Annotated in this window: 10 protein-coding genes; 8 read left to right on the plus strand and 2 right to left on the minus strand. The window is 61.9% G+C overall.

Translation table 11 applies throughout. The features are described 5' to 3' along the window. Positions 1-108 precede the first annotated feature (108 nt). From art_RS07325 to art_RS07340, 4 genes are all read left to right on the plus strand, one after another. Complete coding sequence (locus art_RS07325) at positions 109-891, plus strand: class I SAM-dependent methyltransferase (RefSeq protein ID WP_038463533.1); 783 nt, start codon at positions 109-111, stop codon at positions 889-891. A gap of 98 nt (positions 892-989) precedes the next feature. After that, a complete protein-coding gene (locus art_RS07330; protein ID WP_253901513.1) occupies positions 990-2,240 on the plus strand; it encodes an Nramp family divalent metal transporter in 1,251 nt (416 codons plus the stop codon). Between the two features lie 17 nt (positions 2,241-2,257). Then, the gene (locus art_RS07335; protein ID WP_038463535.1) at positions 2,258-3,022 is read left to right on the plus strand and encodes a metal-dependent transcriptional regulator; all 765 of its coding nucleotides are present in this window, start codon (positions 2,258-2,260) and stop codon (positions 3,020-3,022) included. A gap of 112 nt (positions 3,023-3,134) precedes the next feature. Beyond that, entirely contained in the window at positions 3,135-3,479 is a 345-nt protein-coding gene (locus art_RS07340) for a hypothetical protein (RefSeq protein WP_038463537.1), read from the plus strand. Here art_RS07340 and art_RS07345 read toward each other — a convergent pair. Together art_RS07345 and art_RS07350 are read right to left on the minus strand one after the other, a co-directional pair. After that, on the minus strand, positions 3,424-5,145 hold the full coding sequence (locus art_RS07345) for an AMP-binding protein (protein WP_052136108.1): 1,722 nt from the start codon (positions 5,143-5,145) through the stop codon (positions 3,424-3,426). The genes art_RS07340 and art_RS07345 overlap by 56 nt on opposite strands. Before the next feature lie 15 nt (positions 5,146-5,160). Further along, entirely contained in the window at positions 5,161-5,460 is a 300-nt protein-coding gene (locus art_RS07350) for a DUF4193 domain-containing protein (protein ID WP_038463539.1), read from the minus strand. 291 nt (positions 5,461-5,751) lie between these two features. On the opposite strand from art_RS07350, the gene art_RS07355 reads away from it, so the two are divergent. From art_RS07355 to art_RS22915, 4 genes are all read left to right on the plus strand, one after another. Then, complete coding sequence (locus art_RS07355) at positions 5,752-6,144, plus strand: hypothetical protein (RefSeq protein WP_038463541.1); 393 nt, start codon at positions 5,752-5,754, stop codon at positions 6,142-6,144. Positions 6,145-6,207: 63 nt separating this feature from the next. Beyond that, positions 6,208-6,942: a hypothetical protein gene (locus tag art_RS07360; RefSeq protein ID WP_038463544.1), complete on the plus strand. Its 735-nt coding sequence runs from the start codon at positions 6,208-6,210 to the stop codon at positions 6,940-6,942. Positions 6,943-7,049: 107 nt separating this feature from the next. After that, positions 7,050-7,646, plus strand: a complete 597-nt coding sequence (locus art_RS07365) for a hypothetical protein (RefSeq protein ID WP_157875191.1) — start codon at positions 7,050-7,052, stop codon at positions 7,644-7,646. A gap of 705 nt (positions 7,647-8,351) precedes the next feature. Further along, positions 8,352-10,790, plus strand: a complete 2,439-nt coding sequence (locus art_RS22915; protein WP_038463550.1) for a LuxR C-terminal-related transcriptional regulator — start codon at positions 8,352-8,354, stop codon at positions 10,788-10,790. Positions 10,791-10,843 lie beyond the last annotated feature (53 nt).

Genomic DNA, 10,843 nt, shown 5'->3' on the forward strand with positions numbered 1-10,843 from the left:
TGAGCGAGGGTCCTTGGAAACCGCCCCATATGTGAGCGAGGGTTAGGTAGACGGTAAAGTTGAGCGGCAGCAACCGGCAGCAAGCGGCACAACTTTTCAGGAGCACACATGGCGGGCATTGGCGGACCGGTCTTCGACGCGGAACGGCGCAGGCACATGGCTGCCGCATTCCTTGAGGGCGGGGACCACTATCACAAGGTCCGCCCCGGGTATCCCCAAGACTCCCTTGACTGGCTGCTGCAATCTGCCGGCGACAGTCAGGCCCTGCCGGTCCGCGATGCCCTGGACATTGGTGCTGGCACCGGCAAATACACGCAGTTGCTGGCGCGGCACGGCTGGAACATCACCGCAGTCGACCCCTCCGCGGACATGCTCGCCCAACTTTCAGCGGACCTCCCCCAGGCCACCACCCTCGAAGGCACCGCCGAGCACCTCGAGCTGCCTGGTGAATCCGCCGACTTAGCGGTCGTGGCCCAGGCCTGGCATTGGTGCGATCCCATCGCGGCCAGCACCGAGATTGCGCGGGTGCTGCGCCCGCAGGGAACGTTGGGGCTGGTGTGGAATCAGCTCGACGTCGAACTCCCCTGGGTCCACCGCTTGGCCCGGATCATGCATGCCGGCGATGTACACAAGCCGGATTTCCGCCCCACCATCGGGCCGGAGTTCAGCCCAGCCGAGCCGCACCTCACCGGCTGGGTGCAGGTGCTGACGCCGGAGGACATCATGGAGCTGGCCAAGTCACGCAGTTACTACCTTAAGGCCGCGGAACCCATCCGAGCCAAGGTCATGGACAACTTGAGGTGGTACCTCTTCGACCATTTGGGTCATGTGCCCGGCGAACAGCTGAAATTGCCATATCTGACACAGACCTGGCGCACCCGGAAGTTGTAAGCAGCACCCCGCAGCACCCGCCTCGACAGCGGAACGTCGTTGCGCCTATGATTTCGGTATACCGAAATTATGGTATTAGGCAACACGAGGGTGGCATTGTGCTCGACACTGTCAAGAAAAAACCGCTGCGGAAGAATCGTGGCGGACTGTTTCTGCTGCTTGGCCCGGCCTTCGTTGCCGCCATTGCCTACGTTGACCCGGGCAATGTGGCCGCCAACCTCACCTCCGGAGCAACGTATGGCTACCTGCTGGTCTGGGTGCTGGTTGCCGCCAACGTCATGGCCATGCTGGTCCAGTACCAGTCAGCCAAGCTCGGAGTCGTGACAGGAAAATCCCTGCCGGAGCACCTGGGCCAACGCTTCAAAACAAGAAGCCGGCGACTGTACTGGTTGCAGGCCGAAGTGGTCGCCATGGCCACCGACCTGGCCGAAGTGGTGGGCGGCGCCATCGCCCTGCACCTGCTGTTCCAGATCCCACTCCCCGTGGGTGGCTTGATTGTGGGCATCGCCTCCATGGCCCTGCTGACCGTCCAAAACCGCCACGGGCAGCGGCACTTCGAATCAATCATCATCTTCCTGCTCGTCATCATCACCATCGGATTCCTCACCGGCTTGGTCCTCAGCCCGCCCGATCCGGCAGGCGTCGCCGGCGGCCTCATCCCCCGCTTCGAAGGCAGCAACTCCGTCATGCTCGCCGCGGGCATGCTCGGGGCAACGGTCATGCCACACGCCATTTACCTGCATTCCCAGCTGTCCAAGGACCGGCACCCGGACGCCCGCAGCACCCCGGCGCGCCTGCGGAAGATTCTGAAGGCGACCAGGCTCGACGTCGTGCTGGCCTTGATCCTGGCCGGCGCCGTCAACATCGGCATGCTGCTGCTGGCCGCCTCAACACTGGGCGGGGTTTCGGGAACCGACTCCATTGAAGGCGCCCACACGGCCATCGTGGACAGCCTGGGGCCGGTGATCGGCGTTGTCTTTGCCGTGGGCCTGCTGGCATCGGGGCTCGCGTCAACTTCGGTGGGAGCCTACGCCGGGGCCACCATCATGAACGGCCTCCTGCACGTGCGCATTCCGCTGCAAATGAGGCGCATGGTCAGCCTCATCCCGGCCATCATCCTGCTTTCGGTGGGCGTGGACCCCACCTGGGCGCTAATCGTGAGCCAGATCGTGCTCAGCTTCGGCATCCCCTTCGCCCTGATCCCGCTGCTGCGCCTGACCGCCAGCAAAAAGGTCATGGGTGAACACCACGACGGCCTCCCCCTGCGCCTGGCCGCACTCATCAGCGTGGTCCTGATCGTGGCACTGAACGCACTGCTGCTGTGGCTGACCTTCACGGGGCAGGCCTAGCGGGTAGGGTTGGGGATGTGAAACAAACTGCCACATCCTCCAGCATCGAAGACTACGTGAAGGTCATCTACGCCTATACGGAGTGGCAGGACAAGCCGATCACCTCGAGCGTTCTGGCTACCCGGCTCGGCGTCGCGAATTCCTCGGTCTCCGAGATGGTTCGCAAGCTCAAGGACCAGGGCCTCGTGGACCACCAGCCCTACAGCCCCATCCACCTGACCCCGCAGGGCCTGACCCTCGCGCTGGCCATGGTCCGGCGGCACCGGCTCCTCGAGACCTACCTGGTCCGCGAGCTCGGCTACACCTGGGACGAGGTCCACGAAGAGGCGGAACAGCTGGAACACGCCGTTTCAGAGCACTTTATCGAGCGGATGAGCACCAAGCTCGGCCACCCCACCCGCGACCCTCACGGCGACCCGATCCCGGATGCCACCGGCCGCATCACCATGGTCCGCTCGCACCGCCTCGACGAGCTCGATGCCGGCCACACCGGCCGCATTTCGCGCATCAGCGACCATGACCCCGAGCTTTTGCGCCATCTGGAAACACTGGGCATCGGCCTCGACACGCAGCTCACCGTCCTTGACAGGCCCCCTTTCGGTGCCGGCTGCCAGGTCCGCCTGGCTGATGTTCCGGATTCTAAGCACGACGCCGGACCCCTCACCTTGGGTGATGAGGTTGCCGCCTCGCTGTGGCTGTCTTCCGTGGGAACACACCCGGAGTGCACCGTGCAGGACGTCACCGGCGGCTCCCTGATGAGCGAACACTACGCAGACAATTAGCGACCACCGCAGGCCTGCGCCCCTTGCAGCGCTGAGGCTCGGCAGCCCGGCGGCTCCGGCCGCTCCGGCAGCTCGGGCAGCTCGGGCAGCTCCTAAAATATTGGTAGCCTGCGTGAATGCCCGCAACGATGCCGTTTTTGCAGCCACCCCGCTGATCCTGGGTATTGTTTTCCTGACCGTGGGAATCGTCATTCACAAGCCGGGGAGCAGCAAGTGGCCGCTCGTGCAGGGCGTGGCGATTCCGTCCGGCTTCAGGGCCACCGAGTTTGAGTGGCGCAGCCCTGACGGCGTGTTCTGCCGGGGCCGCTCGTTGGCCCACACGATTCCGCTGCGGCCGGGCAACCCTGTGAGCGTGGCTTTGGACCCCAATGACTGCACCCGGTTCCGGCTCGATGGCGCGGCTAAGGCGCGGGGCGACTATGGGTTGGGGTTTCTGCGCGTTGGGCACGCAGGATGAAACGCTGCACCTTGCCGCTGGGCGTTTTAGGCAGTTCCGGGACAAAATGAACCCGGCGCGGGTAGGCGTGGGCAGCAAACTTGTCCTTCACCAGCCGTTGCAGCTCGGCAACGAGCTCTTCGGAACCCTCCGAGGCATCACGCAGCACAACATACGCTTCAAGGACTTCGCCGCGGATCTCGTCCGGGGTGCCGATCACGGCCGCCTCAGCGACGCGTGGATGTGTCACCAAGACAGACTCAACGTCGAAGGGCCCGATGCGGTAACCGGCCATAATGATGACGTCGTCGTCGCGTGAGGAGAAGTAAATGTAGCCGTCGGCGTCGCGGCGCCCGGAATCGCCGGTGAGGTACCACTCGCCACCTTCGCTGAAGCGCTCGGCCGTTTTCTCCGGCGCAGCCACATAAGCGTCAAACCACATGAAGGGGCTCTTGAGCACGTTGACGGCGATGCGTCCGGATTCACCGTCGGGAGCGGAAGCGTCGGAGTCCTCAGAAAGTACGTCCACGCTCCATCCCGGCAACGGCTCCCCCATGGAACCGGGCCGTAGATCCTCTTGGAGTCCGTCCGCCCAGGCGTTTCCGGCGACCATGCCAAGTTCTGTTTGGCCGTAGTGGTCGTGCACTTCTAGGCCGAAGGCGTCACGGCCCCAGGAAATGACGTCAGGGGTCAGCGGCTCTCCGGCACTTGAGGCCCGCCGCAATGCATGGCCGGCGCCGGGCGCCGATCCGGCGCGCAGCGAACGGTACACGGTGGGCGCGGCGGCAAAGTTTGTGACGGCGAACTTCTCCATGACGGCCCAGGTCAGGTCCGCACTGAACCCGGCGGACAGGAGCAGCGACCGGTCGCCGGCAGCCATGGGTGCCAGCAGCGCGAAGTACAGTCCGTAGGCCCAGCCGGGATCGGCCATGTTCCAAAAGACGTCGTCAGCGCGAACATCAAGGCCAAATCGGTGATAGCCAACAAAGGAGGCCACGGCGCGCAACGGAATCGGAACGCCCTTGGGTGTGCCGGTGGTCCCGGAGGTGAACAACTGCACCAGGGCGCCATCGCCGCCCACGGCGACGGAACCGCCGTCGTTCGACAAACCGGCAATGGTGGGCAATCCGCCGTCGGACTCCCCTGAAGAACCGGAGGAATCCGGAGAATCCGAGGAAAACAGAGCGGAGGTCCCTGCCAGCAGCTCGGCAAAGGAGTGGTCGTAGCCAAAGGCCTCACCACGGGCCACAATGACCGGCAGCGACGCGTCGGTGGGAATCTCGCCGGGAGGGACGAGCTTGCGACGCTGGTCGGCGTCGCAAATCACCAGCTGCGCACCGCTGGACTGCAGCCGGAAGGCGATGGCGTCGTGGGCGAAGGCCGTAAAAAGGGGAACATCCACGGCGCCCAGGCGCCAGATGCCGAGCAGCGCGATGACCAGCTCGGCGGACTTGCCCATCAGCGTGGCAACATGATCGCCGCGCCGCACGCCCAGGGCGGTTAAAGCAGCGGCGAACTGCGTGGACTTCTCCCGCAGCTCGCCGTAGCTAATATCAACGAAGTTCAGTTCGGCATCAATGACGGTGAACGCCGTGGCCTCGGCGGGATGCCGATCACACAACAGTTCAGCCGCATTGGCACCGGGCGCCGCGAAGGTATCCAATAGCTCCTGCACGCGTGCGCCCATGATCCCCACTGCTATTTAGCCTTCACAGTCCTTGCAGTACAGCAAGCCGTTCTTCTCGCGGGCCACCTGGCTGCGGTGGCGGACGAGGAAGCAGGAAGAGCAGGTGAACTCGTCGTCCTGGGCCGGGATGACCTGGATGATGAGCTCTTCGTTGGAGAGATCGGCACCGGGAAGGTCCGTGCCTTCGGCCGTGTCCGAGTCTTCGACGTCAATGTGTGCCGTCTGTGCACCGCCACGCTGAACCTGGAGCGCCTGCAGCGACTCTGTCTCGTGGTCTTCATCCTTGTTGCGGGGTGCGTCGTAATCCGTTGCCATGCGGTTTTCAAACTCCTGAACTGCTCGTGATATGGGGTGTGGTCTTTCAGCGCCCCATACTAGCCCCTGAAAGCTGAAAATGCGCCCTGAATTCCCTGTTGTTTTCCCACAGCATAGGGTATGACTTTCATTTTTGCTGCAAACTCGGCAAAAATGGCTCAAATCCAAGGAGGAAAGTCTCGGGCTGTGGCCATTCTCACCCCGCCAAACCACCCGTCCGGTGCCACCCAGCAGCCCTGGAGGCTGCGGCGAATCGCCAGCCATCATGCTGGGATCTATCCTTAGAAGAACATGGCTAACAACTCTTCCCCCCGCACATCACTGAATCGCCGCCAGATGGCCCAGGCCCTGAACATTCCCCCGGAAATGGCCGCCCGCAACGGCATCCCCTCCCGCATGAGCGCCGCCGAGGTTGCCGACCTGGATACCAACCCCCCGGCATGGCTGGCGCAGTCGCGGGCCAATTCCACGGGCAAGCGCCCCGTGTGGGTGGATTTGCGCTGCTACCTGTGCGATTTCCTGGAAGTTGCCCGGCCCAAGAAGTGGTGGCCGGAATTCACCTATGTCATCTGCGACTTCCATGACGACAGTGAGCTGCCTGACCCTGAGGCAGGTCTGCGTCGCAGCCAGTACGACGGCGTGGGGAGCCGATTCATTGGCATCGTCGACTCCCAGGATGGCTAAGGCCGCAACGCCCCACCCGGTGGCACTTAGCGTGGGGGCCTTCCATCGAGTAGGCTTCACGGCGTGAGCGTTTCAGCAAAAAATTTCCAGCACTGGCTCACTTCCGTGGCCGGCTCCACGAGCCAGGCGGCTTTGTGCCGCGCGGCCGGCATTAAACGTTCGACGCTGGCCCAACAGCTGGTGCGCGGGCGGGTCTCGTTGGCCACAGTTGCCGCGGTGAGCCGTTCGCTGGGTCTGCAGGTGGTCACCACCTTAACTGAATTCCCGCAGTTTGAGGACCTTGCCACTGGAATCAAGGCGCCAACCCAAGCGGAAGCACTGAGCCAAATCGCCGATACCGATTTGCTGCAAGAAATCCTGAACCGCCATGCTGCTGCGGAATCGTCAACCACGTCACCTCAGTTGACACTTTCCCCGTCTCATCACACCTCCTCGGTACGCACGTGGCTGGATGCCGTTGACACCACAGAGCTGCGCCAGAAGGTCGCCCGGCAGGCTGACATTGCACCGCAGAATTTATCGGCACAAATCACGGCCAACAGGCTCACCGCGGAGCTGGCCATAGAAAGCGCCCGAATTGCCGGAGTCGGCCTGACCAACGGGTTGGTAGCCACAGGTTTCCTCTCGCCGGTTGAAGCCGGTTGGGAACCACAGTCCAGGGAACGAGCTTTGCGGGACACCCCTAACAGTGTGCTGGTCCTGACGGTGTCACACCGACTTGAAATATTGGGCCGTGCCATGCGCCGGTCAGAAGACGACACCGCTGCTGTGCGGAGTATTTGGGAGAACCTGGGATGACATCAACTGTGCAATGGGCAGCACTCATTGCGTGCCTGGCGTGCACGGCTTGGCGGATTCCAGCCATGCTGAAAGGCCGAAATCGCGGCCTTTTTTGGATTTTCGCCATGACGTCGCTGTGCGTCGGCCTGAGCATCCCCGCCATTTACCTACCCGTCGATGCGTTGCTGGGCGGCATCAACCTGGCAAATGTCATCTTACGCCTGAGCTTGTTTGCCGCATTCTTCCTTCTGGCTGCCAAGGTTGCTGCCGCCTACAACTCGCCGTTGGCCCGAAAACTTGTCCGGGGCCCGGTGGGAATAGCCGTTTTGGCATTCTGCTCGCTGGGCATCTGTATCAGCTTCTTCGTGTCCCAAAAGGCCTCGTCAAGCACCGGGCTGTCAGAGCTGGAGCACGAGCCCGCACTCGCCGCCTACATGTGGTTTGGCATGGCGTACATGGCCTACGCAGCGGCTTGCGTGGTGATCCCCACAGCCAGGGCCGTCTGCTCGCGGCGCCCGGTCCTTGACAGGGCCTCAGCATTGCTCATGTGCATTGGCTTCGTTCTGGTCCTGGCCACTGTGCCCCTCCAGCTAGCCCCCAACACCAACTACGCGGTCCTGAAGCTGGTCTCATTCAGCGCAATTCTTTGTATCGCCGCTGGCTTGTCCTTGGTGTGGCTCTCGTTCATCCGCAGACCCATGCGCCCCAAAGCCGTACAGTAGAAAACTGCCCGGCGGGTTCCGCAAAAATTGGAATGTGCACTTTTCCATTAGTTCTGTCATAATAATGAATGTGTGAACAACGTTTGCCAAAACGAAAAACGCAATCCTTTGGGGGTGAGTGGTGGTTCGGCGTAAGAGCCGGTCCACCACTCAGTTTATTTAACAGCCTGCTTGGCAGTCTGACCATGCAAGGCGTGTGTCCGCATTATTTACACTCCGCCCGTCACGCCGATTCTGCCCGTAGATGTCGGGCCCCGGCGCCAAAAGCGGCATTCCAGTCATTGTCGAGTGACGTCAGAGCGCTCAGTCGGCCTCTCGTCCGCTTACAGTTAGCCATCTGGCTAACACTGCAATTCCAAGCTAAAGTAGGCTCGATCCAAGGGTGATTCCCGAGCATCCTCACCTTTGTCTGAGCTTCACGAGAAAATTCTGCAAGCTTCCGATCACTATGCAGTAAAGCCCTCGGCAATGCAATGAGAGTGCGGCGCGGGACTGGTCGATCGAATTGGTTTTACACTGGGGAAGGAAACAAGTCGTCGAATGAACGTGGCGGACCATACTTACGGCAGCACGGCGAGCATCTACACGCCGCGAGGGCTCAACAGCCATTCGACCATGGCGCGGCCACGAGTCATGGCACTTCTGAACGCGGCGACGTCAGATCCCCTGTGCATAGTGCGCGCGTCTTACAGGAGCGGCAAGTCCGTGGCGTTGCGGCAATGGGCTGCCGACACCAACAAGGACCTCCTGTGGCTGCACGTGGCACAGCACATCGCCACAGCCGAACAATTCTGGCTCCAGCTGCATGATGCTTTGAGTAGCCATCTGGGCCTTCCAAACATGCCACCCGACGATCCGGATTTTTCCGTCTCCCCGATCAGCCACCTGACAGCATTGCTCAAGGATGCCACACCATTCACCTTGATCCTTGAAGATTTCCACTGGGTCCAGGGCACCGGGGTGGCACACGGATTGCTGAGACTCCTCAAAAGTGCCCCGGAGCTGAGCAATGTCATCACTGCCCGGTCCGCTCTGGCGATTGAACAGGCACAGATTTCCGGCTACCTGGATCTTCGCGCCGTGGGGCCCACCCAGCTGCAATTCAGCCCGGAAGAGGCTCTGGAATTCCATGCTGGAACCGTGTTGGAACCCATCAGCAACCAACTGAACGAGCGGTTGCTGGGCAAGCCCACCCTGCACAAGGCCGCCCGCCGGGCATCCGAGGAACCCCGGCAGCCCACAGTTGATTTCGCCGACGACGTCATCCACAAGGTCAGCGCCGTCATGCATCGAGAAATCGTCGCATCCCTGGACCAATGGATGGATGAGGAAGTTGGTGCCTTCATGGCCGCCACCTTGAACCTTATGCACTTTGATCTGGACCTGGTCCGCGTTGTCGCCCCTGACGGCGATGTGGCCGCATACATCCTGTTAATGGAAGAAATCGGCTTCTTGGAGTCAAGGGACAGTTCGGGCACCACCCTTTATGAATACCCGACCGTATTCAAGGACATTCTCAGTACGCTCCTGTCCACGGGAATCTCGGCCTGTCGCAGCGCAACGTTGGCAGCGGCAGCTGCCCACGAATTCGACAGGGAATCCTATCTTCCGGCCTTTGTCTACGCCCTGGACAACAATGACTTCCGGCTGGGCTCAAGCGTGCTGGTCCGGTCCGGGCTGGACCTGCTGTTTGACCCCACCCAAGAATTTTCAGCGGCCCTAAAAAAGATTCCCAACACCCAAATCGTGAAGTACCCGCTTTTGGCCCTGACACTCGGTGTGATTTACATCGCGGATAAACGCACCCGCTTCAAGGGCTTGGAGTATTTCGCCCTTGCGCTCACTTCATCCAAGCTGCAAGGTAAATCACTGCCACCGGAGGAAAAACTCGCGGTGAATCTAGCCCAGGCCGTGTCCTTACGGCTGACAGGGCAGTTCAAGCTGGCTGCGGCGTCCGCACGCAGCGGCCTGAAAGATCTGGCAGAACTGCCGCTTACGGATCGTGACCAGCTTGGCATCTTCGAATCAATCGCGCTAGGCCACTGGGGCTTGTCATTGCTCTTTGTTGGCGATTTCAGCGCAGCCACCCGGGCGCTGCATCTTGCCGTGTCAACTGGTGAACGCTTCGGCTCGCGGCAAGCGACGTTCTTTGCCACAGCTCTTCTCGCCTATCGCTACGCCGTGGATGGGGATTTGCAGACAGCGGCAAAATACGCAGAGGTTGCCCAGGCCACCCAACCGGACATGCCCGCCGTCGAGCTTTACCAACAGACGCCGCTAAACATGGCACTGGCTCTGATCGAGTTGGGCAAGCTGAATCCTGACGCCGCCGCGACGCACTTGGACAAGGTTATTTCGGAGACCTCCACAAGTGAGTTCTGGGGGCAGCTGCGTGTCATCGAATCGCGCATTGAGCTGTTGCGCGGGCATGCTGGGATGGCCGCCGGGCGTCTGGAGCTGGCACTCCTGAACAAGAAGGAGCTACCCGCGCTGAACCCTGTGGATGCGAACGAAGTCGCTGTGGTGCGCGCGGAGCTGTTGATGGCCGGTGGCAATGCCACAGGGGCCCAGTCCGCCCTGAGCAAGCTGCCCGCCAAGAGTGTGGCCAGGACGGTGGCGCAGGCCCGTGTGAGGCTCGGCATGGGCCGGCCAGGGGAGGTTGTGGAGCTGCTGGGCGGACCCCTGCGCTTCACTTCCCTGCGGCAGGCGTTGGAGGCGCAGATCCTGCTCACAGTGGCACGCCTTCACCTGCAGCCGGCAGCATTGGTCCGGGCGGACATTGAGAGGATTTCCAGCAGCATCTCGGTTCTGGAAAACCAGTGGCCCCTTGTCATGCTGTCGGAGCCGGATTTGCACCTGTTGCTCATGAGCGCCCAGGAACTGGGTGTGCCGTGGCCCCATGCGGACGTGCTGCCGCGGGGGCTGCTGCCGCATGCCCTCTCGATGATCACCCTGACTCCCCGTGAGCGCTCGATTCTGGGCACCCTCGTCGAGACCGGCGACCGTGCTGAGATTGCCCGCCTGCACTTTGTCAGTGTCAACACCGTCAAGTCCCAGTTGCGCTCGCTCTACAAGAAGCTGGGGGTCGCCTCGCGGGAGGAAGCTCTCCTGATCGCGCACCAGGAGCACCTCCTCAAGCCCTGAATGTTGGCCCCTTCTCTTAACCAGCCGTGGCCCTGCTCCCTCCTTTCGGAAGG

The sequence above is a fragment of the Arthrobacter sp. PAMC 25486 genome (assembly GCF_000785535.1).
Taxonomy (GTDB): Bacteria; Actinomycetota; Actinomycetes; order Actinomycetales; family Micrococcaceae; genus Specibacter.